The 26,244-nt window shown below is 51.8% G+C and carries 28 protein-coding genes; 9 read left to right on the plus strand and 19 right to left on the minus strand.

Annotated features, from left to right (window positions below; translation table 11 throughout):
- The first annotated feature begins 100 nt into the window (after positions 1–100).
- Positions 101–1,327, plus strand: a complete 1,227-nt coding sequence (locus FHW66_RS03010; RefSeq protein ID WP_183378211.1) for a DUF2863 family protein — start codon at positions 101–103, stop codon at positions 1,325–1,327.
- A gap of 166 nt (positions 1,328–1,493) precedes the next feature.
- Here FHW66_RS03010 and FHW66_RS03015 read toward each other — a convergent pair whose 3' ends face one another.
- From FHW66_RS03015 to phaC, 15 genes are all read right to left on the minus strand, one after another.
- Entirely contained in the window at positions 1,494–2,000 is a 507-nt protein-coding gene (locus FHW66_RS03015) for a chemotaxis protein CheW (RefSeq protein WP_183378212.1), read from the minus strand.
- A 21-nt stretch (positions 2,001–2,021) separates the two neighbouring features.
- Positions 2,022–4,151, minus strand: coding sequence for a chemotaxis protein CheA (gene cheA / locus FHW66_RS03020; RefSeq protein ID WP_183378213.1), 2,130 nt, complete (start codon positions 4,149–4,151; stop codon positions 2,022–2,024).
- Positions 4,152–4,205: 54 nt separating this feature from the next.
- Positions 4,206–4,571, minus strand: a complete 366-nt coding sequence (locus FHW66_RS03025) for a response regulator (RefSeq protein ID WP_183378214.1) — start codon at positions 4,569–4,571, stop codon at positions 4,206–4,208.
- A gap of 144 nt (positions 4,572–4,715) precedes the next feature.
- On the minus strand, positions 4,716–5,270 hold the full coding sequence (locus FHW66_RS03030) for a chemotaxis protein (protein ID WP_183378215.1): 555 nt from the start codon (positions 5,268–5,270) through the stop codon (positions 4,716–4,718).
- 44 nt (positions 5,271–5,314) lie between these two features.
- A complete protein-coding gene (motB, locus tag FHW66_RS03035) occupies positions 5,315–6,250 on the minus strand; it encodes a flagellar motor protein MotB (protein WP_183378216.1) in 936 nt (311 codons plus the stop codon).
- 33 nt (positions 6,251–6,283) lie between these two features.
- Positions 6,284–7,144 (minus strand): flagellar motor stator protein MotA, encoded by an 861-nt coding sequence (gene motA / locus FHW66_RS03040; RefSeq protein ID WP_183378217.1) that lies wholly within the window; start codon positions 7,142–7,144, stop codon positions 6,284–6,286.
- 165 nt (positions 7,145–7,309) lie between these two features.
- The gene (locus FHW66_RS03045; protein WP_183378218.1) at positions 7,310–8,086 is read right to left on the minus strand and encodes a class I SAM-dependent methyltransferase; all 777 of its coding nucleotides are present in this window, start codon (positions 8,084–8,086) and stop codon (positions 7,310–7,312) included.
- Between the two features lie 50 nt (positions 8,087–8,136).
- Entirely contained in the window at positions 8,137–8,718 is a 582-nt protein-coding gene (gene flhC / locus FHW66_RS03050; RefSeq protein WP_183378219.1) for a flagellar transcriptional regulator FlhC, read from the minus strand.
- A 110-nt stretch (positions 8,719–8,828) separates the two neighbouring features.
- Positions 8,829–9,146, minus strand: coding sequence for a flagellar transcriptional regulator FlhD (gene flhD, locus FHW66_RS03055; protein WP_183378220.1), 318 nt, complete (start codon positions 9,144–9,146; stop codon positions 8,829–8,831).
- 373 nt (positions 9,147–9,519) lie between these two features.
- Positions 9,520–10,698 carry a cystathionine beta-lyase gene (locus tag FHW66_RS03060; RefSeq protein ID WP_183378221.1) on the minus strand — a complete coding sequence of 393 codons (1,179 nt, stop codon included), beginning with the start codon at positions 10,696–10,698 and terminating at the stop codon, positions 9,520–9,522.
- Positions 10,699–10,728: 30 nt separating this feature from the next.
- Entirely contained in the window at positions 10,729–11,124 is a 396-nt protein-coding gene (locus FHW66_RS03065; protein ID WP_183378222.1) for a hypothetical protein, read from the minus strand.
- Positions 11,121–12,497, minus strand: coding sequence for a 30S ribosomal protein S12 methylthiotransferase RimO (gene rimO, locus FHW66_RS03070; RefSeq protein ID WP_183378223.1), 1,377 nt, complete (start codon positions 12,495–12,497; stop codon positions 11,121–11,123). The genes FHW66_RS03065 and rimO overlap by 4 nt, the downstream gene beginning before the upstream one ends.
- 120 nt (positions 12,498–12,617) lie before the next feature.
- Positions 12,618–13,184, minus strand: coding sequence for a polyhydroxyalkanoate synthesis repressor PhaR (gene phaR / locus FHW66_RS03075; protein WP_183378224.1), 567 nt, complete (start codon positions 13,182–13,184; stop codon positions 12,618–12,620).
- A gap of 202 nt (positions 13,185–13,386) precedes the next feature.
- Positions 13,387–14,127, minus strand: a complete 741-nt coding sequence (locus FHW66_RS03080) for a 3-ketoacyl-ACP reductase (RefSeq protein ID WP_183378225.1) — start codon at positions 14,125–14,127, stop codon at positions 13,387–13,389.
- A gap of 170 nt (positions 14,128–14,297) precedes the next feature.
- Complete coding sequence (phaC, locus tag FHW66_RS03085; RefSeq protein WP_183378226.1) at positions 14,298–16,061, minus strand: class I poly(R)-hydroxyalkanoic acid synthase; 1,764 nt, start codon at positions 16,059–16,061, stop codon at positions 14,298–14,300.
- Positions 16,062–16,139: 78 nt separating this feature from the next.
- Here phaC and FHW66_RS03090 point away from each other — a divergent pair, with 78 nt between their 5' ends.
- Complete coding sequence (locus FHW66_RS03090; RefSeq protein WP_183378227.1) at positions 16,140–16,391, plus strand: hypothetical protein; 252 nt, start codon at positions 16,140–16,142, stop codon at positions 16,389–16,391.
- A 145-nt stretch (positions 16,392–16,536) separates the two neighbouring features.
- On the opposite strand, the gene FHW66_RS03095 is transcribed toward FHW66_RS03090, so the two are convergent.
- Positions 16,537–17,226, minus strand: a complete 690-nt coding sequence (locus tag FHW66_RS03095; RefSeq protein WP_370543391.1) for a sulfite exporter TauE/SafE family protein — start codon at positions 17,224–17,226, stop codon at positions 16,537–16,539.
- A 152-nt stretch (positions 17,227–17,378) separates the two neighbouring features.
- Here FHW66_RS03095 and FHW66_RS03100 point away from each other — a divergent pair, with 152 nt between their 5' ends.
- Positions 17,379–18,275: a LysR substrate-binding domain-containing protein gene (locus FHW66_RS03100; RefSeq protein WP_183378228.1), complete on the plus strand. Its 897-nt coding sequence runs from the start codon at positions 17,379–17,381 to the stop codon at positions 18,273–18,275.
- Here FHW66_RS03100 and pgeF read toward each other — a convergent pair.
- Together pgeF and FHW66_RS03110 are read right to left on the minus strand one after the other, a co-directional pair.
- On the minus strand, positions 18,268–19,017 hold the full coding sequence (gene pgeF / locus FHW66_RS03105; protein ID WP_183378229.1) for a peptidoglycan editing factor PgeF: 750 nt from the start codon (positions 19,015–19,017) through the stop codon (positions 18,268–18,270). The genes FHW66_RS03100 and pgeF overlap by 8 nt on opposite strands.
- A 3-nt stretch (positions 19,018–19,020) precedes the next feature.
- Positions 19,021–20,109 (minus strand): RluA family pseudouridine synthase, encoded by a 1,089-nt coding sequence (locus tag FHW66_RS03110; protein WP_183378230.1) that lies wholly within the window; start codon positions 20,107–20,109, stop codon positions 19,021–19,023.
- Between the two features lie 72 nt (positions 20,110–20,181).
- Here FHW66_RS03110 and FHW66_RS03115 point away from each other — a divergent pair, with 72 nt between their 5' ends.
- The gene (locus FHW66_RS03115) at positions 20,182–20,985 is read left to right on the plus strand and encodes an outer membrane protein assembly factor BamD (protein ID WP_183378231.1); all 804 of its coding nucleotides are present in this window, start codon (positions 20,182–20,184) and stop codon (positions 20,983–20,985) included.
- 78 nt (positions 20,986–21,063) lie between these two features.
- On the opposite strand, the gene yaaA is transcribed toward FHW66_RS03115, so the two are convergent.
- On the minus strand, positions 21,064–21,840 hold the full coding sequence (yaaA, locus tag FHW66_RS03120; protein ID WP_183378232.1) for a peroxide stress protein YaaA: 777 nt from the start codon (positions 21,838–21,840) through the stop codon (positions 21,064–21,066).
- Positions 21,841–22,124: 284 nt separating this feature from the next.
- Between yaaA and FHW66_RS03125 the strand changes: the two genes are divergently transcribed.
- From FHW66_RS03125 to FHW66_RS03145, 5 genes are all read left to right on the plus strand, one after another.
- Positions 22,125–22,415, plus strand: coding sequence for a hypothetical protein (locus tag FHW66_RS03125; protein WP_183378233.1), 291 nt, complete (start codon positions 22,125–22,127; stop codon positions 22,413–22,415).
- 52 nt (positions 22,416–22,467) lie between these two features.
- Complete coding sequence (locus FHW66_RS03130; protein WP_183378234.1) at positions 22,468–22,947, plus strand: putative toxin-antitoxin system toxin component, PIN family; 480 nt, start codon at positions 22,468–22,470, stop codon at positions 22,945–22,947.
- 113 nt (positions 22,948–23,060) lie between these two features.
- Complete coding sequence (locus FHW66_RS03135; RefSeq protein ID WP_183378235.1) at positions 23,061–24,221, plus strand: pyridoxal phosphate-dependent aminotransferase; 1,161 nt, start codon at positions 23,061–23,063, stop codon at positions 24,219–24,221.
- Positions 24,222–24,274: 53 nt separating this feature from the next.
- Positions 24,275–24,982, plus strand: a complete 708-nt coding sequence (locus FHW66_RS03140) for an enoyl-CoA hydratase-related protein (RefSeq protein WP_183378236.1) — start codon at positions 24,275–24,277, stop codon at positions 24,980–24,982.
- A gap of 75 nt (positions 24,983–25,057) precedes the next feature.
- The gene (locus tag FHW66_RS03145) at positions 25,058–26,200 is read left to right on the plus strand and encodes a GNAT family N-acetyltransferase (protein ID WP_183378237.1); all 1,143 of its coding nucleotides are present in this window, start codon (positions 25,058–25,060) and stop codon (positions 26,198–26,200) included.
- Positions 26,201–26,244 lie beyond the last annotated feature (44 nt).

Raw genomic sequence — 26,244 nt, forward strand, 5'->3', positions numbered from 1 at the left:
TCACAAATGCATAACAAAGACATTCCTGACAGCAATACCCGAGACCATGTCGAATCAACTACAATAGAATCTCTTATTATTTAATTGTCACTATTTCATCATGCGCCGTCCTGCCAAACGCTCTCCTACCCGGTTGTCTTCAGACAGTCAGCGCCTGATCCATATTGCGCAAGCGGTATCAGGCTCCACCAGCCGCCTGGAAGCCAGGACCTGGGAACGCTCACTCGATCTGCTATTGCACAAACAGCTCAAGAGTCACCATCAGGGAGTGATTGACCATGCACTTGAGCATCTTTTCAAGTCGGATCTTGCGGCTTACGACGTCTTGGTAGAATCCGTAGAGTCCAATAGTGAAGCCTGTGCACTGGAATATGAAGAACAGCTTTACAGCGTGCAATTGCTGGCATTGCCGGTACTTGCCTGGACCCGTTTCAGTATCGCGTCCGGCCAAATCCCAAAAGAGATGTGCGATGGCCTGGCAACGCAACTACGTGCCCATGTGCTGGCTGATGGAGCCTGTTTGTCGCTGGCCCCTAACCTCTATGCAATCGAACAATTACCGCGTCATCATGCAGATGTCTTCACACTGACACAACGCATGGGTCAGGCGGCGCTGACCGCCACCGCCTCCAATCTGTCTATGGAGGCAACACCAACGGCGCCATTTCTAGCGGATACACGCTATCTCATTGCAGCCGTGGCGGTGGCAAATGGCACACCGATTTATCGCTGGCAGATGGATGAGTCTACATCTGCAGTGCAGGAGAAAACCTCCGCACAGGAAACATGGAGCCGCCAGGCAACACCACTACTGGCGCGTTTTCTGCCCGGATGCAACGTCGAACTACTATTGCCCCAGCCATATTATTTTGCTTGCCGCGAAGCCGACAAACGTATCCGGCCAGCAGCTATCCGTGCAGCAGATCACTACCTCACCCATACACTTGGCGTGGTATCGGCCGAACTACACGCCAACATTGGGAGCTTTTGTGAAGACATCAACGGCCAGATTGATGAGTACCGGATTGGCTTTGGCGTTGGCAGTAGCGACAATATTGTGTATGGGATTGTCTGGCCGCTGTATGAGCAGGAAGATGGAGATGAGATAAGAGATCCGACCAGTGCTGACGATACGCCCAAACCCATCGAAGAGGTGCTTCAGGTATTAAGGGAATGTGGCATCGTTCACGTCAAATTGCTCGCAGAACGCTATACCATGGAGTTTTGCGACGATTGTGGCACGCCTCTATTCCCTGCCGCCGATGGCGAACTGGTCCATCCTGAAATGCCTGAGGATACACCGACATCGATCGAGCACTTTCACTGAGCAATTACCAGGGCCACCTAAAGTATTGCTGCGGACAACAAAAAGCCGACACGTTATTGCGTCGGCTTGCTGAGAACAACACGAAAGCAATCACTATGGAGACTATCCTGCGTGGCTGTCGGTGACGCTATTCTACCAAAAACGCATCAGGACGAAACACCGCTCATCAAGCAGCCAGTTTGTCCATCAAACCCATATCGGCGCTCGACATCAACTTGTCGATATCGACAAGAATCAACATGCGTTCGTCCAACGTACCCAACCCGATCAGGTAATCAGAATCAAATGTCGTTCCCATTTCAGGTGCCGGCTTGATTTGCTCCGGATTCAAGGTAATGACGTCAGACACACTATCGACCACCATACCCACCACACGACCGGCGATGTTCAAAATGATTACAACAGTAAACTGGTCATAAGTTGGCTCACCCAACTGGAACTTGATGCGCATGTCCACGATGGGAACAATAATGCCGCGCAGATTGACGACACCTTTGATGAAGTCAGGCGAATTGGCAATCCGTGTCACGGCTTCGTAACCACGGATTTCCTGAACCTTCAGAATATCGATTCCATATTCTTCTTTACCGAGTGTAAAGGCCAGGAATTCGTTTCCATTGCTATCGCCCTTTTCTCCAAAGCCGGAAATATTTTTCGATATGCTATCTGACATGATGATGGTCCTTAAAAAAAATCAGGAAAAAACAGATTCGTCGTTCAGTTGCCGGCTCGACCTTAATAAAGCAGCAACATCCACAATCAGTGCGACGCCTCCGTCACCCAGAATAGTAGCACCGGATATTCCCGCTACTTTACGATAATTTGACTCAAGATTCTTGACAACAATTTGCTGCTGCCCAATCAAGTCATCCACAAAAAGAGCCGCCTTCTTTCCATCCGATTCGAGTATCACCACCAACCCCTGGGAAGGATCCGTAAAGGTCGGCTCGATATTAAAGATCTGATATAGAGGAAGCAATGGCAGATACTCGCCGCGCACCTTGATCACCCGCCCTTGACCGCTGATATCCTTGATATCCTGGGTTGCTGGCTGCAACGATTCAACAACATATCCGAGCGGCAGAATATACACTTCATGGCCGATCCGAATGGACATGCCATCAAGAATCGCCAGCGTCAACGGTAAAGAAATCGAGATCGTTGTTCCGAATCCCTTCACGGAGCGAATATCGACTGCGCCACCCATGGCCAGGATATTGCGCTTAACGACATCCATCCCTACACCACGTCCAGAAACATCGGTCACCTGGTCTGCGGTCGAGAATCCTGGTTCAAAAATCAATTGCCAGACTTCGCTGTCGCTAGCATTGTCAGACGTTGACATGCCCTGCTGTCTTGCTTTCGCCAGAATTTTATCGCGGTTCAATCCACCGCCATCATCCGTCACTTCAATAATGATGTTGCCGCCTTGGTGCTCGGCCGATAAGGATAAGGTGCCATAGTCAGTTTTACCTGCGGCCAGTCGCGTGTCAGGCGTTTCGATACCGTGATCGATACTATTGCGTACCAAATGCGTCAATGGATCGACGATACGCTCGATCAAGCCTTTGTCGAGCTCAGTCGCCGCACCATGCGTCACAAATTCAACACGCTTACCTAGCTTCGCGGCCAAATCGCGAACCATACGGGGAAAGCGCGAGAATACATAGTCCATCGGCATCATGCGGATTGACATGACGGCCTCTTGCAAGTCACGCGTGTTACGCGTTAACTGACTCACGCTGTTAAGCAGATGCTCGTGCAACATCGGATCAAGAACACCAGTACGTTGTTCGATCATTGCCTGAGTGATGACTAACTCGCCCACCAGATTGATTAACTGGTCAACTTTTTCAATTCCGACTCGAATGGACGATGATTCTGGTACCGATGCGGCCGGCTTGTCTCCCTTGGCCTTCTTTTCCGAGGAATGCTCCAGCGCTGACAACGCAGGCGCATCGTCAACATCAATTACCGGTGCACTGGTACGCTTGCTCTGCTCGATGTCCAATGGAACAAACGGCTCAAAAAAGCCGTAACCGCGCTCACGATCAGTCGCATTGACTGGTACGAACGGCTCGAAAAAGCCGTAGCCACGCTCTTCATCGGTCGCATCCTGCGGCACAAACGGTGCAAAAAAGCCGTATCCCTGCTGCTCTTCCTTCGAGGGTATCGGCGCCTGAGAAATCTTCAGATCGCTCGAATTGACGAGGAAAGTGCAGATATCAATAATGCTTTCACTACCCTTGTCTGAATCAACAACAAAGGTACAACTGCCGTCTGCGGCAACGGTTTTCTGCACGGTTCCGATCAAACCGAGCTCTTGCTCAAGCGCTTCGATGTCGCGCTCTGCCAATATTGGCAATTCAACGAGATAACGACTGAGAACACTATTAGCAGAGGTCTTCTGCGGCGCTGTTTCGACCTTGTCTACCGTCCCTTCGGATAGTGATTGGAGCAACATCCTTAGATCGGCGACAGCATCTAGATCAACCGCTGTTCCATGACGATGCCCATCCAGCATCGATTTGAGAATGTCTTTTGCCGCCAAAAAGGCATCAACATGCTGGCTGGTCAATGCCATCTGGCCTTGCCGCACGCGATCCAGCAAAGATTCCAATACGTGGGTAACTTCGGCGATATCGGTCAGACCAAATGTTGCCGAACCACCTTTGATTGAGTGGGCCGCCCGAAAAATGGCATTCAGATCTTCATCATCAGGATCCGACACATTAACAGCCAGCAGCAGCTTTTCCATTTCGGCAAGACCTTCGTCGGCCTCGTCGAAAAATACCTGGAAAAACTGGCTCATATCAATGGTCATGATTGGGCTCCGACATGGCTGCTTGAGGTAGTTTCTTGACGTTGACCATCGATGCTAGCCAATCACCTTTTTGACAACTTCCGTCAACCGCTGTGGATCAAATGGTTTGACCAGCCAGCCGTTAGCGCCTGCGGCTTTACCCTTAGCCTTCATTTCGTCACTGAATTCAGTGGTCAGCATGAGAATCGGAACGCGCTGATAGCTGGTCAACCCGCGCAACGAGCGGATCAGTGTGAGACCATCCATGCGCGGCATGTTCTGATCTGTCAGCACCAGATCAAATGTCTGCAACTTAGCCTTGTCCAGTGCATCTTGCCCGTCAACCGCTTCGGTAACCTGATAACCGGCTGCTTTCAGACTGAAGACGACCATCTGGCGCAAAGACCCTGAATCGTCCACTGCAAGAATTGTTTTAGACATCATTACTCCCTGTTCTACATGTGTGAATACGCTGCACAAGCCATTATGCCGTATCCATTATCAAAAACTACCAACACCCTTAAATTCCCGCGGCATTTGCCTAAGCACCGGCATCCCGGACCAGCGGAACGACTTCGATGCTGACTAGAATAATTCTATATCGCCACTTTCCATTCGCGTCTGCCTGACGGTCTTCCACAGCCCGTTCTCAAGAGCAACCAGTCGGTCCTCCATGGACTCGATGGTGTTCTTGAGCAGTTGCTCAAGTTCTTCAATCGTCTGGGAACTATCTGGAGTGATTTCAAAGCTATTGGCGCTCAATACACCAAGCGCATCCCGCAAACCGATCACTCGGCGCACGATACGCTCCAGCAATTGACTGGTCATATCCTGGAACTGCAATCCGGTCACTGAGGCATTGACGTGGAGTGTGATCTCTTCCTGTATTTCCTGGAGGCGAGCGATATCTTCGGCCGACAAGTTTCCCTTATCGGCAATGATCAGTGCTATTTCCTGTTGCTGTGCCAGCACGGCATTGTGCAACTCCATGAAACTTGAACCAAGCTTCTGAATTGCCTCTCCCAACAGAATATTGGTCTGCACCAGGTCGGTTTCAACCTCCGTGAGCTGCCGGCTTCCGCCACTTGCCGTGTCCAGTAACAAACGTTTGAGCTCTTGACGCATTTTTTGTGAAGCCATTCGAAAGCCCTCCTTCTCAATTGGGCCTGGAGTTTAAAAGCCAGTCAGTTCTTCGCTGGCGCGCTCAAACCGTCTTTGACTTCAGTATCGGTGGATACGTCCATCGTTGAATCATCGCTCTTGTTACCTTCCACCAGATCTTCTGCCTTTTTATTCATGACAATGATACTGATACGTCGATTGATTGGATTGAACGGATCCTCCTTATCCAAAAGAACAGCCGACGACAAACCCACAACCCGCAAAACCTTGGCCTCATCCATACCTCCGGCGATCAACTCGCGACGCGAAGCGTTGGCACGATCGGCAGACAACTCCCAGTTACTGTAACCTTTTTCACCGCTCGAAAACGGCGTGGCATCAGTGTGTCCCGACAGACTGATCTTGTTGGGAACATCATTGAGAGTCTTGCCTATTTCGCGCAAGATTTCACGGGTGTAGGGCTGCAGTTGGGCACTCGCCAAGGCAAACATCGGGCGGTTCTTTTCGTCAACGATCTGAATCCGCAATCCCTCTGAGGTGATATCAATCAGGAGTTGATTTTTGAACTGCTTGAGAGTCGGGCTATTGTCGATCGCCGTTTCAATACGCGTCTTCAGTTCCTGCAAACGCGCCTGCTCGGCCTTTTCCATTTCTGCTCTGGCAGCGCGCACACTGCGCCGGTTGACAACATCGTTTTCACCTTTGCGCAGCTGACCTTCCTGGCGTGTGAGATCCTTACCACCACCGGGGATAACCGTGTTGGCATCGCCACTACCTGAACCACCAGCCATTGCGACTTTGAGCGGCGTTTTGAAATATTCTGCGATACCGTTGAGATCGCCCTTTGCGGTTGATCCAAGCAGCCACATCAGCAGGAAGAACGCCATCATGGCTGTCACGAAGTCAGCATAGGCGATCTTCCATGCACCACCATGGTGGCCACCGCCACCCTTCTTGATGCGTTTTACAATAATGGGACGTAGCCCTTCGTCGGCCATGCCTTACTCCTGCGAATAACGAGTCATATCGGTTTATTTGCCCTTGGCCTGCTTGACATGCTCTTCCAGCTCTTGGAAAGAAGGACGCTCTGTCGAGAACAAGACTTTACGACCAAACTCGATGGACAGCGCAGGCGCATAGCCATTCAGACTTGCCAGCAAAGTGACCTTGACGCATTGATAAATCTTGGTCGACTCATGCAGCTTTTGCTCCAGCAAACTCGCCAACGGCCCCACAAAGCCATACGCAAGAAGAATACCGAGGAAGGTACCCACGAGCGCGTGAGCAATCAGCATACCGAGCTCTGACGGTGGAATACCAACCGACTCCATCGTGTGTACCACCCCCATCACCGCTGCCACAATACCAAACGCCGGCATACCGTCACCCAGTTTGGCAATGCAGTGTGCAGGAACCTCACCCTCATGGTGATGGGTTTCGATTTCGTTGTCCATGAGGTTTTCGATCTGAAATGCATCCATGTTCCCTGAGACCATCAGGCGCAGGTAGTCAGTCATGAATTCAATCAGATGATGATCGGCGAGTACACCTGGATATTTGCTAAAAATAGGGCTGGATTCAGGGGTTTCGATGTCACCTTCGATGGACATCAAACCTTCTTTACGCGACTTGGTCAGGATCTCAAACATGAGCGACATCAGCTCCATGTAGAGCGCCTTGGTATAGGCAGATCCCTTGAATACCGTCGGCAACGCCTGCAAGGTTGCCTTGATTGCCTTGCCATTGTTACCGACCAGGAAAGCTCCACCAGCAGCACCACCGATCATCAGCAGCTCAATTGGCTGAAACAATGCCCCGAGATGCCCCCCGGCCATGGCAAAGCCCCCGAAAACGGAGGCCATAACGACGACATATCCAATAATAACTAACAAGTTCCTGCTCCCGTCCCAGTGGCTTTCAATTTCTACCAGCCCTCTACCCGCGCAATATAAAAATGATCAAGACGCACGACCCGGCGAGGGCTATCCTGTTCAATAACGACACCAAGGACAAAAACTTGATAACGTGAAGAGAATGTAACACAGCTGATTTGTGTTTCACATATGCCAGCCATACAAAGCCGGACCCTCTGTACGAGGGTACACAACGATATCCGGCACAACGCCTTCAATGAGAAATTCATAACTCAGCAATAAACTCCCCGTTTGCATCTCCTGCCTCGCCTTGAACCACAATGCTGTCATGGCGGCTGGCGACAGGTAAGCAAAAATGACGTCGTAATCAGCGAAGCTGAGCTGCGTATAATCCCCCCGGACAAAATGCCCTGCACTGCCGAACAAGCGTGCACGCAGAGAGCTGACCAGCCACGGCAAGGGAGCAAGCTCTATGCCAGTGAAACTGCTATCGGGACGCACGCGCGCCAAGTACATAATCGCCCCCCCAAGTCCGCTACCGATATCAATAACCCGCAGGGCACGCCCCTCCGGCAACAAAGCCTCCACGGCATTCCACACCGGAAGGCCCGATGGATAAAACGGGACCTGGCTGCGAAAAGTAGACCAAAACAACAACATCAGGAACAAAAAAATGCCCAGAAAAAGCGCTGGCGGTAGCTGCAGAGAATTGACCAAAACAGCAGCAGGAGGAAAACAGAAGAGTATCGGTACCCACCACGCGGCCATACGGCGAAGGTAAGCGATTGTTGCTGCGATGACACCATGCAAGACAGCGAAAACGAATGGCGTCAGTGTCAGCCCGAACGGCCGCAGCAAGAATTGGCGAATCAGCACTACCACCAGCAAGGCACTGCATAGGATAAAAAGGGCATGTATTGCGGGTGCCTGCAGAACTGATCTGCGTTGACCCGACTTCATATCGGCCTCCACCACGTCAACTACGGCCGATTATTTTTTGATACGGCACATCAAACAACGACGGCAACCGCGGAGACAGTCTCGATCAATGGCGTAACCAAGGCGTCCTTGGCTTTTTTGGTCTTACCTGCACGAGATGGCATATGACATAGACCACACAGATAATCCTGATTCAAATCCAGCCGATGCACCACAAAATGCCCATGGCATTTGCAGCAGGCCGTGGTGGTCAACATTTTGCTTTCAAAAAATCTAACCAGGGTCCACGCACGCGTCAGCGACAAGACGGGCTCATCGCCATCGGCAACCTGACCAGCTTGCTCCAGATACAGTTTATATGCCTTCATCACGGCTTCGATACCCGAGATTTTGGCGTATTCAATGAGATATTTATGGATGTTGACGAACAGCGACGAATGGATGTTGGGCTGCCAGGTAATAAACCAGTCAGTCGAAAATGGCAGCATTCCCTTCGGAGGCGATACACCCTTGAGCTCTTTGTAAAGCTTCAGCAGGCGTTCACGGGACAGCGATGTCTCAGACTCCAGCAATTGAAGTCGCGCGCCCAGATTAATTAACTCAATGGCTAGCTGGATCTCCTGCGCTTCCGTGATCACGCTTTTTTTAGCCATGAATACCCCCTGATATTTTCATTACTGCCATTCGCTCCAGATATTGCTCCCGGCACAACGCAACACCAATGCTTTCGGTTGACCTAGTCCACCGAAAGACAAGTGAATCATCAGGAAATTTGCTCAATGGGCTGGCAAGCCATCAGAATGGCAGCATGGGACTGCGCCAGGCCTTTGTCTTTGTTATAGTTGGTAAGCATACCCAGCACAGCACCATCATCAAAGCGAAAGCGTGTGAGCATCATATTGTTGCTTGCCAGCTTCAAGATTTGTGCGTTGCTCAATCCTTGAAGCATGTCTGCAATCTCATCACTGATTCCAAGGCGAAATATGGCAGTAGCTTTGTCTGCTCGAATCATTTGCTGAGCGAGCATCAGGTAGCTAAGATTTGCATCTCGAATCTCAGCCATCATATCCTTGGTATCCATTTGCACCTCGCCTCAAATCAATTTACAACAAGTTACTTTTTCTCACCATTAGCCGGATTCTGCTGGCCCGCCGACCAGTGAGTAAGCAGTAAAAATCTGTTTTTCTCAAGAGAAATTGAATCGTATTGCTATAGGCTTTTGTCTTACATTAACAGATATTGATTTCGAAGCCAAAGGGAATTCAGGCCATTGAATGCGCTTTATAAGATATTGATATTTAACAACACAATAAATAATTCCCCTTGAAAAGCACAAAGAAAATTAAATCCCTACCAATATTTACGATTACAAAACCTGTGTTTATTTTAATTTTGTTGTATGTATACAACTAAAATAACGGAACTCAGCCTCCCCTATCAGGAGAAATATCTACTTAGGTCGCCGCATTCATAGCAAGCAAGCCTTGCTCAATGTCAGCAATCAAATCCACCGCAGACTCCAGGCCGATGTTGAAACGCACCAATTCACCCTGATGGCCCCATGACTGGCGCATGGATTGCATCCGATAAGGCACACATAAACTATGTGCTCCACCCCAGCTGAAGCCTATCTTGAATAACGTCAGAGCATCGACGAAACGATCAATCTGCGCCTCGCTGAAGCGAGGATCGAAAATGACCGAAAACAATCCACCTGCACCAGTGAAATCACGCTGCCAGATCTCGTGACCCGGACAATCAGGCAAGGCTGGGTGCAACACCTTGGCAATTTCGGGGCGCTGCTTCAACCAGCTTGCAATCTCACGTGCAGCAGCATCGTGTGCATCAAACCGCAATCGCATCGAGGGCAAACTGCGCAGTACCATGTAGACATCATCCATGCCGACACCGAAACCAAGACGCATGTGAGCCAGCTCAATTCTGTGATTAAGCTCGTCGTCACGAGTGATCACCGCCCCCATCAGCACGTCCGATCCACCAGAGTGATACTTGGTCAATGCCTGCATGACGATATCAATACCATGATCGAAGGCAGCAAACGCGAGACCAGCTGACCAGGTGTTATCCAGTGCCACTACCACACCACGTACTTTGGCTGCAGCGCAGATTGCGGGAACATCAGACACTTCCATCGAGACTGATCCAGGCGCCTCAGTCCAGATCAGACGGGTATTGTCCTGAATCAGCTCCGCTATTCCAGCACCGATCAGTGGATCATAAAACCGTGCAGTGATACCAAAATCACGCTCAAGCCACATGGCCTGTTCGCGATTGGGGCCATAGACGTTGTCAGGGAGAAGAACGTCATCACCGGTCTTGAGCATGGCCAGATTGACCATCGTGATGGCAGCCAAGCCGCTGGGTACGACACGACAATGCCGCCCACCTTCGATCTGCGCCAACCGGGCTTCGAGGGTAAAGGTGGTCGGGGTGCCGTGCAATCCATAGGTATAACCACTCTTTTCCTTCCAGTTACGCGCGCGCATCGCCGCAACAGTTGGAAACAATACCGTTGATGCATGATGAATGCCAACGGGAAAAGCATCAAACCCATCGGGAGCACGGTAATCACTATGTACCAATGCGGTTTGTGGAGAATTTTTTTTCGTCATGAATACACTGAATAAGCTGTCAGCTGCGCATCAAGGTGCTGTCAGGTTGAGTACAAACGGCTTGCTCACCGCACCATCAAGCGCAGACCAGGTCCCGCTGAGCACGCCATTTTTGAATTCTCCGGCCCATTCACCGGAAACGTCCTTGCCGTTATGGGACTCCTCCATGACCAAATCATCATGATCGGCTTCACCTGCAAGCAGAATTTGCGCACCTTGACCAAAAATGAAATAGGTACCAGCAAGGCCATCCTCATCCTGTTTCGGATGCAAGGTCATCTGCACCTGCTCACCGCCCAGCGTTCCGCGCAGCACCAATGTCTTATGCGCCAGATCCTGGAAACTCGTTGTGGATTGAGCATTTGCATGGCAAACAGCTGCAGCGAACAGAAAACCTAATGCCAGCTTACGCAGGAACACCATCATTGTGCTGCAGCCCACAAGTCATGCGCATCGGCGGCAGTTACAACAACGTCCACGAACTGACCAACCACGAGCTTCTTATGCGGCTCAAATGGCGGTTTGACATAGACCACTCCGTCGATTTCAGGCGCATCTGCGTAGGAACGCCCGACACCACCATTACGGTCGACCGCGTCAATCAACACACGCAAGGTTTTTCCGACCTTCGCCTGCAGGCGCTTACGGGAAATTTCCTCCTGCAATTGCATGACACGCGCACGACGCTCTTCGCGCACTTCTTCAGGCACAGGATTATCAAGCAAATTAGCAGTCGCACCTTCCACTGGGGAATAGGCAAAACAACCCAGGCGATCGATCTCGGCCTCCTTGAGGAAATCCAGAAGGTAAGCGAATTCAGACTCAGTCTCGCCAGGGAAGCCGGCAATGAAGGTAGAACGAATCGTCAAATCCGGGCACATTGCACGCCACGCCTGAATCCGCTCGATGTTCTTTTCACCGCTGGCAGGACGCTTCATGCGTTTGAGTACATCAGGATGTGCGTGCTGCAGCGGCACGTCGAGGTAAGGCAACACCTTGCCAGCAGCCATCATCGGAATGATTTGGTCAACGTGGGGATAAGGATAGACATAATGTAAGCGCACCCAGGCTCCATATTGCGATGCCAATTCACCCAGCGCCTCGACCAGTTGCGTCATGTGTGTCTTGACTGGCTTGCCATTCCAGAAGCCGGTGCGAAATTTGACATCAACGCCGTACGCACTGGTGTCCTGCGAGATGACCAACAGTTCCTTGACACCTGCCTTGAATAGATTTTCAGCTTCCAGCATGACGTCAGCGATAGGCCGCGACACCAGATCACCCCGCATGGAAGGGATGATACAAAAACTGCAACGATGGTTACAGCCTTCAGAAATCTTCAGATACGCAAAATGTTTCGGCGTCAACTTGACGCCCTGGGCTGGTACCAGATCAATGAACGGTTCATGTGGCTTCGGCAAGTGGCGGTGAACCGCCTGCATGACTTCGCCAACAGCATGAGGACCCGTTACCTCCAGCACCTTGGGATGGATTTTGTGAATGATGTCGTCGCCGTCAGCATCTTTCTTGGCACCGAGACAACCGGTAACAATCACCTTGCCGTTTTCGTTGAGAGCCTCACCGATGGCATCAAGCGACTCTTGCACTGCTGCATCAATGAATCCACAGGTATTGACAATGACCAGATCGGCACCATCGTAGGACTTGGCCGTATCGTAGCCTTCTGCGCGCAACTGGGTCAGAATTTGCTCGGAATCAACCAGGGCTTTGGGACAGCCGAGAGAAACAAAACCGACTTTGGGAGCCACTGCAGGGGCGGCGGAAGGAGGATTGGACATGATAGGAACAGGTGAAAAGAGCAGGATTCGAAACGAAGCCGCTATTGTACCTGTTTGCTAGGAAAACTGGCTCCAAATGGGGGACGCCAGCAGGCGTACACCCCAGTTTCACCAACGTTGTTACTTCTTCGTGGGATCGAGTGGATTGCCTGCCGCAAACGGAAAAGTGCCGAACATATTCTTGGTCTGGCTCTGCATCTGCTCCTGCATCTGGATGAACAGACTCTTGCTCTGCTCAATGTAATTGCTCATCATGCCCTGCATCATTGGCCCCTGGACATTCATGAATTGTGTCCACATTTCCGGACTGAAAGGCTTGCCCTCATAAAAGCCTTTGGAATTTTCAGCCAGCTTGTTCTGAATATCGATAAAGGCCTGAATATTCTTTTCCAGGTAAGAGCCCATCATGCCCTGCATGGCATGGCCATAGTATCGAATGATCTGCGAAAGTGCCGCACTGGAAAACATGGGCATCCCATGAGACTCTTCTTCCAGGATGATCTGGAGCAAAATACTGCGCGTCAGATCGTCACCATTTTTTGCATCCACCACAGCAAATTCTTCATCATCCAACACTAACTGCTTAACGTCAGTCAGCGTGATGTATGAACTCGTTTGCGTATCGTACAGACGGCGATTAGGATATTTTTTAATTAACCGCTCTGCAGAGTTTTTTGCACTTGTCATCTGAAATTCCAGTCTGTTTTCAGCAATTCGTTGAGCGTTGCCACATCCGGCAGAACTCGCCCTTCAAGAAAACGCATTATAGGCAGGAAACTACACACAAATACAAGTGTGCAGTATTCCTTAAAATTACAACACACCAAAGTCCAAATGGAAGAATCAGCGGCCTCCATACTGATCTTCCCCGATCGTCGTGAGACGATCATTAGCCCATATGCAGGCCACCGTTGAGCGAAAAATCCGAACCTGTCGCATAACCACCTTCATTCGATGCAATCCAGGCAACAATCGACGCGATTTCCTCAGGCTCAGCGAGACGCTTGACAGGGATACCAGCAACGATTTTCTCGAGCACTTCAGGACGGATAGCACGCACCATATCGGTGCCAACATAGCCTGGAGAGACGGTATTGACAGTCACGCCCTTCGTTGCAAGTTCCTGCGCCAGCGCCATGGTAAAGCCATGGATACCAGCCTTTGCGGTTGAATAATTGGTCTGGCCGAACTGCCCTTTTTGGCCGTTTACCGAGGAAATATTAACGATACGCCCCCAACCACGGTCAGCCATCCCATCGATGACTTGCTTGGTAACGTTGAACAGGGAATTCAGATTCGTGTCGATCACGGCGTCCCAATCACCCTTGGTCATTTTGCGGAACTGACCGTCACGTGTGATACCAGCGTTATTGACCAGAATATCTACCTCACCGATCTCCGCCCTGACCTTCTCGAAAGCCGCCTTGGTCGAATCCCAGTCGGCCACGTTGCCTTCGGAAGCATGGATATCAAACCCCTGCTCACGCATCGATGCCAACCATTTATCCTTGCGTGCCGAATTTGGACCACAACCGGCAACCACGGTGTAGCCTTCCTTGCAGAGACGACTACAAATGGCGGTGCCGATTCCGCCCATTCCTCCGGTCACATATGCGATACGCTTTGCCATGTCCTGCCTCCTAGTGTGGTAAGTAATTACTTCACATGCCGACGATCTGCGTTCCCGAGTAGTCTGGCGCAAATACTAATGACGGATCATGCACTTCTTGCTGCTCTGATGCCCTGTGCGAATAACCTGTGGTCACTGCTCAGTCTGTTCATTCGGCGCATTTTGATTTACTACTCAGCCTTGACCTTGACGTACCGTCCTGGAGCCGGCTCAATGGCCGGGTAATTCTTATGTCCAGCCTTGCGCGGCGCAGCAACCTGCTTGCCCGCGTGGGTAGCTAAAAATTCGGACCACTCTGTCCACCAACTGCCGGGATGCTCTTCAGCGGCGGCAAACCAGGCTACGGGGTCAGCGACGATATGGTCATTGGCCCAGTAACTGCGCTTCTTCTTGGCCGGCGGGTTAATCACGCCGGCAATATGTCCCGATGCTCCCAGTACGAAGCGATTTTTGCCAGGATTCCGTTGATTGAGAATGGCAGTCGACGCGTAAGCTGATGCCCAAGGAACGATGTGATCTTCACGCGAGGCATAGATGAATGCCGGAGCATCAATGCGCCGCAGGTCGATCTTCTCTCCTGCAATGGTCAGCTTACCTGGCTCCTTCAATGCATTCTCAAGATACATGTGACGTAGGTAATAGCAAAACATCGGCCCTGGCAAATTGGTGCTGTCCGCATTCCAATAAAGCAAATCAAACGCCTGCGGCACCTCGCCCTTGAGATAATTTGATTCGACATAGTTCCACAGCAGATCATTCGGTCGCAGACTAGAGAATGCCGAGGAAAAATCGCGCCCGGCCATCAAGCCGCGCTGCCCAATCAATTGCTCCCGCAGCTTGATCTGCATGTCATCGATGTAGACATCAATGGCGCCGGTATCAAGAAAATTCAGGAATGAAGTCAGCAACGTCAGACTGGCGACGGGGTTTTCGCCGCGCGCAGCAAGCACCGCCAATGCGCATGACAAGAGCGTTCCACCAACGCAAAATCCGAGCGCATTAATCTGCTCCTCATCACTGATTTCCTGCACCGCATGGATTGCGCGGATCACGGCTTCTTCCACGTACTGATCCCAGGTTGCAGTATCTAGCGAGGCATCTGCATTGCGCCACGAAATCAGGAAGACGCTATGTCCCTGCTCAACCGCATAACGCACCAGGGAATTTTGCGGCTGCAAATCCAGGATATAAAACTTGTTGATGCAAGGTGGCACGATCAACAAAGGTCTGGCGTAGACAGTCTTGGTCAGTGGTTTGTACTGAATCAACTGAAAGAAGGCATTTTCGAACACCACAGCACCTTCAGTTGTGGCCACATCCTTGCCAACCTCAAATGCTGTTTCGTCAGTCTGCGACACGCGCCCTTTCTGCAAATCTGCAAATAACTGAGCGATGCCTCTAGTCAGGCTTTCACCATTGGTATCCAGAATTTTCTGCTGCGCTTCGGGGTTCGTCGCCAGAAAATTAGCCGGTGACAAGGCATCAATCATCTGCTGCACCGCAAAACGCAATCTCTGCTTGATCTTCTCATTAGCCTGTACAGCATCGACCAAAGCATTCAGAAAGCGTGCATTGAGTTGATAGGTCGCCGCCTGAAAGGCGAAAAATGGATTGGCCTGCCAGGCCGGAGCAGAAAGACGACGATCGGTAACAGCAGGGAGCTTGGCACTGATCATATCTTGCCATAGCGCACCAAACTGCTCGGCGTAATCTTTTTGCAGTCGCGCCATATCCGCAGGTTCGATGGCTGCTCCCAGACCACTGAGCTGCTCCTGTAAAACATTCAGGTCAAGCGCTTTACCGTTTGGTATCTGCGCCGACATTGACTGCCATGTTTGAGGATCAGTCAACTTCTCTAGCTGGCTTAACCATGCGGAAAATACAGGAGGAATGTGCTGCTGATTCGGAGGGGTCTGCGGGGTCTGCTTATCCATGCTCGCTTCTACAATTTTCGCGTATCGTTATGATTTGTCGCTCAACCTGTAATACCAACCTGACACCAACCCGACACCATGTACATCGTTGCCATTGCCTGGCTTTATGTCGTCTTCATGATGTCGATCACCGAAGAGTCCATCGTCGCAGCAATACTGACGTTTTTGCTGTATGGAGCATTTCCGTTGATAATTGTTTTATACCTGATCGGCACACCGCAACGCAAGCGGAATCGTGCGTTGGAAGCGCGGAAAAAAATCTCTGCGAGCGAGCAAGTCTCCTCGGCAGACGACGTAACCAGGAGGAGCGCAAGAGAGCACGAGAAGTAACGAGACTCAACGGCAAGCACTAGCTATCGGGACAGCAGAACTTTTTGCACTGCACAAAATGTACGTATCAACGCCACCCTTGTATCGATAAATGCAGGCCAAGGAATAGCACGCCGAGAAAAAAACAGCGCCGAAATAGTTGCACTCAAATACGTGCTCGCAAGAACTGCCCCAGGAACATCCCCAGTAGGGACGGCAATACCGCCAGCAACGACAGACCGCCAGTTGCCACCCCCACCATACCTCCCTGCAGCAAGACCGCTCCCATGGCAAAAGTAGAGACCGTGAAGGACCAACCCATAGCCTGAATCAGCTCATCCTTTTCCAGACGCAGTGCCTGCAAAAAAGGCACGGCCGGAATGACAAAGACTGCCGTCACCGAGGATATCAATCCAGTCACCAGACCAATCCACCAGGACAACATACGCACATGAACTGAGGGTATCTTGCATGTTACGGTCGCCAGTCCCAGCGCTGCGTAACACATCAGCGCGATCCCCAAAGCGAGCGTTGCGCGAACATTCTCGCCTGACATCCCGCTCATCGCCCCCAATACAGTCCCGACCACAATCCCAACCAGCATCGGCCACAGGCGCCGTAACAACGTCAGGAGTTGACCACCTGCCAGTAACTGCCAGACATTCGTCACCAGCGATGGCATCAGCAGCAGAGCCGCTGCCTGCATCGGCAACATGAATAATCCAAGCAATCCTACCGCAACGGTTGGCAACCCTAACCCGACTACCCCCTTGACCAACCCAGCCAAGAGAAATACCGCCATCACGACAAACAGAAGACTGCCGTGCATGGCATCAAGCGACAATTCGGTATACATGATTTCTCCTATCGAATGCACGTCAGTCTGTCAGCGCTCGTCGGCATTGAAAATCTGGAATACACTAAGCCAGCCTTCGCTATCGCCGAAGGCTGATGCTTTTGTGCTCTGATCTCTTTCATCGATGCCCCAATAGCGACCTACTCGCCATCATGTACACCCGTCTTGAGCTCAGTGACTTACGCTTGTTTCAGCACATTGCAGAGGCAGGCAGTATCACAGGAGGGGCGCAACGTTCCCATCTGGCATTGGCGTCCGCCAGCGCACGCGCGAAGGCAATGGAAGATGCTCTAGGTGTGTTGCTGCTTACACGTCAACGGCATGGAGTGCAGTTGACGGATGCGGGTCGTGCCCTACTCCACCACGCACGCACAGTACAGCGACAACTCGAACATCTGCGTGACGAGATGAGTAGTTATGCCAGTGGACTGAAGGCGCATATTCGACTACTGGCCAATACCGCTGGGGCAAGTGAGTTCCTGCCAGAGGCGTTAAGCCGTTTTTTGCGCGACAACCCCGACATCGACATTGATCTGGAAGAGCGTACCAGCGTTGACATCGTGCAACGCATCGTTGATGGCATGGCAGATCTCGGGATCGTTGCGGACTCGCTCGATACTGGGCCATTGCAGACCCTGCCATTGCGACGTGATGATCTGGTGGTAGTGGTGGCGCGCAACCATGTATTGGCGCGCCGCAGAAAGATCAACTTCGCGGAAATTGTCGATCAGGATTTCATTGGCATGAGTGACAACAGCGCACTACAGGAACATCTTGCAGGTCATGCAGCAAGACTGGGAAAGCGCATACATACCCGCGTCCGTCTCCGCAGTTTTGATGGCATTTGCAGCATGGTGGAACAACGGGCAGGTATCGGCATCATTCCGGTCACTGCAGCCTTACGCTGTCAGCAAACCATGAGCATCAAATCAATCCCATTGAGCGATACATGGGCACAAAGGCGACTACTAATTTGCACCAGAAACCAGGACGAATTGCCCTTGCATACCAAACAATTGCTCCAGCAACTGCTGAATGGCGCTATTTAAGCCAGATCAGGGAAGCCATGCGCCCGGTCTGCCGGTCGCGTCGATAGGAGTAAAAGCGTGGATCGCTCACCGTACAGAGACCACCACCACTGACGCGATGAACTCCAATCCGTGCCAACTTTTGGCGCGCAAGTTGGTAGATGTCGGCAAGAAATTTATTATCACTTCCAATAATCGGATCAAACGCCGTTCGGCTGGCCTCGTCCAATGCAAGAAAAGCATGCAGCACCTCCTGCCCAACCTCGAATTGCCGGGGTCCAATCGCCGGCCCCAGCCAGGCCATCATCTCGCCCGCGCCGCGCGCACGCATGGCAGCTACCGTATTTTCCAATATCCCTGCAGCCAAACCGCGCCAACCTGCGTGAGCGGCACCCACAACGCAACCATCGACATCGCAAAAGAGCACAGGCAAACAGTCCGCGGTCATCATCACGCACACCACGCCTGCCTGGGTACTGATACTGGCATCCGCATCGACGACACCCGCAACAGTGCTGGCATCAACCACATTCGTTCCATGCACCTGATTCAACCAGACTGGCTCGGTCGGCAAGATACTACGCAATAACTGCCGATTGCCTGCAACGTTGCGGGGATCATCCTGCACATGAGCCCCCAGATTGAACCCACCTTGACCGCTACCATCATCGTAGGGCGCCGGGCTATAACCACCTTGCCGCAGAGTAGAAAATGCCCCGACATTGCCGGGGACACCCTGCCACTGAGGGATTAACAACTCCATGTTTCAGACATCCTCGGCTTGCGCCGTGATTGTTTGCACATCAATGCCAGCACGCGCCAGCAGATCGGCGAAGTCTTGTGGCAAGTCGACGTCCCACTCCACCTGCTTGCCGCTGACCGGGTGAACCAGGCCCAAACGCCATGCCTGCAGCGCCTGGCGAGGGAAGAACGGCATCAGATGGGTTTTGCCATACAAAGCATCCCCGACCAAGGCAAAACCGATCGATTGCATGTGCACACGAATCTGGTGCGTGCGCCCAGTTTCCAGCTGGCAATATACAAGACTAACCGCGCGCCCATCCAGAGCGCCGGTTGCCAGGCGACGATAGTGGGTTACCGCTGGTTTGGCAGTCATGCTTTCGGAGACCGCCATCTTGATGCGGTCGCGCGGGTGACGTGCCATCGGTGCATCGACAGTGCCAGACAACTGCGGCGTTCCCCATACCAGCGCCAGATAGCGCCGGCGTACCGTGCGTGCCTGCAGCTGTCGCACCAGATCAGTCTGCGCCGCCAGCGTCTTGGCCACCACCATCAAGCCACTGGTATCCTTGTCCAGCCGATGGACGATACCTGCCCGCGGGACCCCAGACAGAGCAGGACAATGGTGCAACAACCCATTGAGCAACGTACCTGACCAATTGCCAGCGGCCGGATGGACTACCAGCCCGGCTGGCTTGTCAATTACCATCAGGGCCTTGTCTTCATGCACGATCTTCAGTGCCATGGATTCTGGCTGGAAAGCCTTTTCCTCTGGTGCAGCCTGTGGGTTCAACACCACCGTTTCATCGCCCAGCACGGTCATCTTGGTACGTCCGGGCTTGCCATCCACACTCACATGACCAGCCTCAATCCATTGCTGGATGCGGCTGCGCGAATACCGCGGAACAAGACCTGAGAGCACTTTATCGAGCCGATGGCCACAATCGGCATCGGTTAATCTGAGCGTGATTGGCGCCGAATCTGCCTCGTTTGAGTCGTGCTCGGCATCGAGCAGCTCATCGGCAATATCATCGAACGAGTCATCACCCTCGCCTGCTTCGGTTGGAGAGTTTGCAAATCCTTTTGCAAGCTTAGGGGGAGTGGTACGTGACATCAGCTATAATCGAAAAATTACCGGAAATTGACATTCTGTTTTTTCTGCACTCGCTTAAACCGCTCAAACGTCATGCAAAAAATCTTATTGAAGTTGCTCACCATCGCATTCATCCTGTCTTTGTCAGCGTGCGGCTTGTTGCCTGAACAAAAAGACGAGACGATAGGCTGGTCTGCTGGCAAATTATACTCGGAAGCCAAAAATGAAATGAGTGAAGGAGGCTACGAGAAGGCGATCAAGTACTTCGAGAAGCTGGAATCCCGCTATCCTTTTGGCACTTATGCACAGCAGGCGCAGATGGATATTGCCTACGGTTACTACCGCCTTAATGACCAGCAACAGGGTGTCGCCGCTGCGGACCGCTTCATCAAGCTACATCCGAATCATCCTAATGTCGACTATATGTACTACCTGCGCGGGCTGATCAACTTCAATGATCACACCAGCATCTTTGATACCGTCGCCGACCAGGACAATACCGAACGTGACCCAAAGGCAATGCGTGACGCCTTTGACTCGTTCAAGTTGCTCGCAGAGCGCTTCCCGAACAGCCAGTACACACCTGATGCCTTGCTGCGCATGAAGTATCTGGTCAATTCCATGGCACAGTACGATGTACACGTAGCGCGTTACTATTACCGCCGTGGCGCCTACGTATCGGCAGCCAACCGTGCACAGTCAGCCGTGAAGGAATATCCGGATGCGCCTGCCGTCGAGGAAGCGCTGTTCATCATGATGCGTTCGTACGACGCGATGGGTCAGAAGCAGCTACGTGATGATACAGAACGCGTGATCCAGGCAACTTATCCCAACAGCCCGTTCTACAAGGATGGTCCAGTCCAGAAAAAAGCCCCATGGTGGAAGATCTGGCAGTAAGTCAAGCTGTTCCCTGCCATACTAAAAAGGCTTCGCAATATTGTTTGCGAGGCCTTTTTATTTTGCGGGTGGAGCAATTCAGTCAGCGACCCTTCTACGGAAAACCCAGGACGTCTCGGTCGAAACAGACGCATCCCAGGCATAGCCCTCTGCATCAAAATTCTTGAGTTTCTCAGGAGTGGTAATGCCTTTGAGAGCTGCATACCTGGCCATCAGACCGCGCGCCCTTTTGGCATAGAAGGAAATAATCTTGTACTTGCCCCCCTTCCAGTCCTCAAATACGGGGGAAATGATTTTTGCGTCCAGCACCTTGGGTTTGACGACCTTGAAATATTCTTCAGATGCCAGATTCAGCAACACTTTTGACTTCTGTGCAGCCAATACGGTATTGAGCGCATGTGTGACCTCATCACCCCAAAACGCATACAAATCCTTGCCATGGGAGTTGGGAAGCTTGGTGCCCATTTCAAGCCGGTAAGGCTGCATCAGATCCAGTGGACGCAGGGCACCATATAAACCTGACAGGATACGCAGGTGCGACTGCAGGTAGTCAAGCTGCTTTGCATTCAAGGTAGGGGCATCCAGGCCCTCATACACATCTCCATTGAACGCCAGGACCGCTTGCTTGCTGTTTCGACTGGTGAATCGGGTCGACCAGCTTGCATAGCGCTCAACATTGAGCTGGGCCAACTGGTCCGATATTCCCATCAAACTCGCAATCTGCGCAGGCGACTTCTCCCGTAGTACGTCTATGAGTTCGGCCGAGCGGGCTACAAAATCTGGCTTGGTATGCAAGTCAGTGGTGGGAGCGGTGGTGTAGTCGAGTGATTTGGCGGGGGATAAAACAATCAGCATGGCAAGTTCCGTTTCAATTTTTCGACATGATACCGAAACCCTTGGCAGACGTCCGATCGACCAGAATAAAGTGCGCCAGAAATGGTCATCCAAAAGGAGATTGTTGTTAAGCAAAACTGAGCAACTTCGGCTAGTATCTGAATATGCGCCAGTCCGTGATAATCGGCGTAGGTTGAAATCTGCAGAGGCTCGAAGAATGACCGTCACAGACAACAACCGCAGCCAGGAGCAGTTTCCCGGCCACGGAAGCCGGATAAAACTCTGAGCAAACATGAGGAGGACCTATGAAGCGTGACAAAGCCTTGATGGCAGACATCCTGAAAACGCTCGCGTCGTTTGGTACCAGCTACGGTGACATAGAGAAAATCCAGCAAGGACTGGAAACAAAAAATACGCCGCCAGAACTGATCCAGCATCATCTGCGGCTGCTGCATGACCGTGCTTTGGTTGCGGTTGACATACATCAGTTCTGGCGTGTTACTGACCATGGCTACGACGTTCTGGAAGCTGAAGATGACCTCAACTCGTGTGCAGTTCAGATAGAAAGTAACAAAACACGTGGTTTCGACAATTAATACAAACACAATAACAACAGCAACTGCGGCAACTACCACAGCTGTAGCAGCAATGACGGCAACAACATTTTCAGATTCAGCAAAAACCAGAGTGGTACTCGACACCAACGTTTGCCTGGATCTTTTTGTGTTCAGGGATCCACGCTGGATGGATTTGCTTGATGCCTTGCGCAGTCGCCGGATCGAGGCGGTCACCCGGGAAGATTGCCGCATGGAGTGGCTTATCGTACTTGACTACCCCCACCTGCCAGTCAAGGATGAGGATAAACTTGCCATCCGTGCAGCGTTTGATGATCTCATCACTTGTCTACCCAACGCCAGCGTCAATACGTTTGGCTTGCCGATCTGCTCCGATCCGGACGACCAGAAATTTCTTGAACTGGCATTGCAGTCCGGAGCACAAACCTTGCTGACCAAAGACAAAGCCTTGTTGAAGCTGGCAAAAAAGACAGCACGTCGCGACATGTTTGCCATCATGACACCGCAAACTTGGCATGCGCAAAACAAGGCTGCAGAAGCAACGACAAACTAAGCCACCGGAAGAGATTGCCGGTGCTGGTTTAAATCGGGCTAGAATAGCTTTTCTTGATTTTTTGCAAACTTCCGCAAACAGATCCCTCTGCCAATTCAATTCACACTTGTGCAATGAGCCAGCTCACTCAAATCACCTCCAAACTACCCAAGGTAGGGACCACGATTTTCACTGTTATGTCAGCGCTTGCCAGCGAAAAGGCAGCCGTCAATCTGGGACAGGGCTTCCCCGACTTCGATTGCGATCCAGCGCTGATTGATGCCGTAAGCGCAGCGATGAAGGCTGGGCTGAACCAGTATCCACCGATGACTGGCGTACCTGCGCTACGCACCGCCATTGCAGAGAAAATTAAAGCATTGCATGGGTATCAGTATGATGCGACGACGGAAATCACCATTACCGCTGGTGCCACGCAAGGCATCTTGACCTCGCTCCTGTGCGCTGTGCATGCGGGGGATGAAGTGATCGTGATAGAACCTGCCTATGACTCGTATGTGCCGGCCATCGAACTTGCAGGCGGTACTCCTGTGTTCGTCCAGATGCAGGTGGACACACAGGGATACAGCGTACCGTGGGATAAGGTTGCGGCCGCAGTCACACCGAAAACCCGCCTGATCATGGTCAATACCCCGCACAACCCAACTGGAACCATCTTCCAGCAGGCTGATATCGATGCACTAGCGAACATCGTCCGTGGTACCGAGATGTTGATCCTTGCCGACGAAGTGTATGAACACATGGTCTACGACGGCCAGCAGCATCTGTCTCTATGCCGTCATCCAGAGCTTGCCAAGCGTACCTTCGTCAATTCAAGTTTCGGCAAGACCTATCATGTCACTGGCTGGAAAGTCGGCTTCGTTGCCGCTCCGGCGGCGTTGATGGCGGAGTTCCGCAAGGTGCATCAGTTCAATGTCTTCACCGTCAACACGCCCGTCCAACACGGGCTGGCTGAGTACATGAAGCACCAATCAGCATATATCGACCTTCCCAGGTTCTATCAACGCAAACGCGATCTGTTCCAGAATGGCCTGAAAAACACCCGCTTCAAGCTGCTGCCTTCGGAGGGCACCTACTTCCAGTGCGTTGATTACAGTGCGATCTCAAGCCTGCCAGAAGCGGAGTTTGCCAAATGGCTGACCAGCGAAATCGGCGTTGCTGCGATCCCAGTATCAGCCTTTTACAATACGCCGCGTGAATCCGGCATTGTGCGTTTCTGCTTTGCCAAAAAGGATGAAACCCTTGCGCTGGCACTGGAACGACTGGCTAAAATCTGACCTGCAAACCCAGACGGAATCGTCGCCACTAACCTACAATCGACTTCGATGCCATGACAGCAGAACTCAACGCCACGCGCAACGAATCAACATTGATACTCACCATCAGTAATCCGGGACAGCACAATGCAGTCGATGGTGATCTGCTCGCTGCCATACTGGAAACCCTGACCAAAATTGAGCGTGACGACAGCATTGGCAATGTGATTCTCACCGGCGCAGATGGCAGCTTCTGCAGCGGCATTCAGCACAGCAAGGATGCAGCCGTACAAGTTCGCAGTCTGGACAATCTACATAATCTGATTGATACGATGCGCAGCTTTCCCAAACCAGTCATAGCGGCAGTCGAGGGGGCGGCCGTGGATGCAGGATTTTCTCTGGCGCTTGCCTGCGATCTGGTTGTTGCCAGTACCGACGCTGGTTTTGGCATCTCGCCAGCTCAGGCAGGTTCCTGGGCTATTGGCGGCGCCGCATGGATGCTCTCAAGAACGATTCCCGCTCAGTGGCTCACCGAAATATTGCTCGGCACCAGCCCCATATCTGCTGCACGACTGCATGCTGGCGGAGTCATCAATCGCGTCGCGTCCCCTGGTGCCGCCCTTGAACATGCCCTGCAATGGGCTCAACAGTTGCTCAGCACACCCTTGCCAGCCTATGAGCAACTCAAGACCATGCTCAACGAAATTCATACAAGCGCTCTCGCCTCTCATTTTTCGCAAGAAAAACATCGCTTGTTGACTCGGCGTTCTGGACACGGATAAGCAGCCATCCATGGGCATCCGAATAAAAGTATAAATATCCTGATCGGCCCTTCCAACATCGCATGCAATGCCCACATGACCAACACTGATCACGCTCAGTTCACACTCGAACTCATTAACGACGAAGCCGCCTTGTGTGCACTGGTAAACGAATGGCAGATTTTGGCGAATAGTCTGCCATTACAGTCTCCGTTTATCTCCCCCTCCTGGAACATACTCTGGTGGCAGCATATGCGTGCCGACCGCAGACTGATTCATGACCAGTTGCATGTCTTAGTCATGCGCGACCAACAGCAGCAACTACGTGCAGTTGCACCGCTGATTGTGAGTGTACGGGGTGACTTTGGTACTGGCGGCATCAAGGTATTGCAATTTTTTGGGGCAGATCCCAACATCACGGAAATCCGTGGACCGATCTGTCGCCCCGAGGATGCCGAGCAAGCACTCACCGTGACCCGTCGATATCTACAGAAGCACAATACAGCATGGGACTGGATCGAATGGAAAGGCCTTTCGCAGCAACAATACGATCACTTGACGAGCGACGGGGCACAGGCCGCCGATACCCGCGTGATTTGTTACCTGCCTTTACCCGCTGACTGGGAAGCACTCAAGAGCAGTTTGTCGCGCAACATGAAAGAAGCCATCCGCAAATGCTTCAATACACTGCGCCGCAATCAGCACCAGACAGAACTGCGCGTGATCGAAAATGAATCTCATCTTGGTGAGGCGATTGCAACATTTCTGAGGCTGCACAAGCATCGTGCAGCTCATGATGATGGCGTAAGCCATGCTGATGTATTCCGCGACGAAAAGAGTCAGCGTTTTCTAGCTGCCTATCTCCAGGCGGCGGCAAGTGAAGGAAGCCTGCGTCTTTTTCAGCTATACATTGACGGACAGATTGTCGCCACACGCATCGGGTTTCTGAATCAGGGGCAACTCTACCTTTATTACTCCGGATATGACACCTCTTGGGGTGGTTTCAGTGTCATGACGACACTCGTCATTCATGCCATTCGCTGGGCAATCGAACAAGGGTGTGTCGGCGTGAATCTTTCAACCGGCATCGATTATTCCAAGCAGCGCTGGCAACCGCAGGAAATTATTCAGCATGGTGCGGTACAGGTCTCTTCCCATCTGACAGCCAGACTGCGTTTCAACACATATCAGTTCTTGCGTTCGTCCCCGCTGATCAATTTTTTGAAACGCGCCAGATAAGAAATCAGAGGTGCTGATCACTGGCAATTGTCGCAGTCTTCCGA

It is taken from the genome of Herbaspirillum sp. Sphag64, from assembly GCF_014192645.1.
Classification (GTDB): Bacteria; Pseudomonadota; Gammaproteobacteria; order Burkholderiales; family Burkholderiaceae_D; genus Herbaspirillum.